At 62.6% G+C, this 854-nt stretch carries 1 protein-coding gene; it reads left to right on the plus strand.

Translation table 11 applies throughout. From position 1 onward, the window contains the following. Positions 1–117 precede the first annotated feature (117 nt). A complete protein-coding gene (locus A5713_RS06455; protein ID WP_082972810.1) occupies positions 118–834 on the plus strand; it encodes a sensor domain-containing protein in 717 nt (238 codons plus the stop codon). Positions 835–854: the final 20 nt, after the last annotated feature.

Genomic DNA, 854 nt, shown 5'->3' on the forward strand with positions numbered 1-854 from the left:
CGACTTGAGACCGACGCCAAGCAGCAAGCAAGTTGGGGAAATCGATCCGCGTTTCTCGCACTGCTCCTATTCTTCGACCAACAGATACGGATCTCGCCCTTTTGGCAAGGAGACGAAATGAGGATTCGTTTCATTGTTTCGGCGCTCGGGGCTGTAGTGGTCGCGTTGGCGGTTGGGTGCGGCGGCGGGCAGGGCGGCGGCCACAGCGCCACTTCGGTGGCACCCTCGCCGACACCCACAGTCGGGCCGACGCTGGCGCTCAATCGCATCGACGAGCTGCTCGTGCCGCCGGAAGTGGTCGGCGACATCGTCGGCTCGAAACTCAACTGGACGGGCACGCCCCCGCCCGGTTGGACCAGGCCTCCATCACCCCCTGTCATCGACGAGGGCAACCCCGACTGTGCGGCGCTGTTCGGGCTGGACACGTACTCGGTGGGGGTGGCTTACACCGCGTGGCGGAGCAATCTCTACAAAGAGGACAAGGACACGTACGAGCATGCGGTCCGTCAAGCCGTTGCGACGGTTGTCGATTCCAAAGCAGCGACGGTGTTGCTTGGCAACGCTTTTGCCAAGCGTCTCGATGCGTGCAGCAATGCCGTCATCCACCTGAGCGGCAAATATCGATGGAGATTCCAGAAGACCGACGCGACCGATACGGGAGTGCGGTGGACGGGAACGGAACTGGAGGACGGGCAGATCACCGGCTGGGTCTGCGCCAGCGAGGCGCGGGCAAAGAACAATGTGGTGATCTACGCGCAGGTGTGCCAATGGGGCAACGGCGCTCCGGCCGCAGCGACGATCCTGGACAAGATGTCGGCGAAGATACCGGGATAGAGCTTTTCACGACTCCTGCC

It is taken from the genome of Mycobacterium sp. E2497 (assembly GCF_001668695.1).
GTDB lineage: Bacteria > Actinomycetota > Actinomycetes > Mycobacteriales > Mycobacteriaceae > Mycobacterium.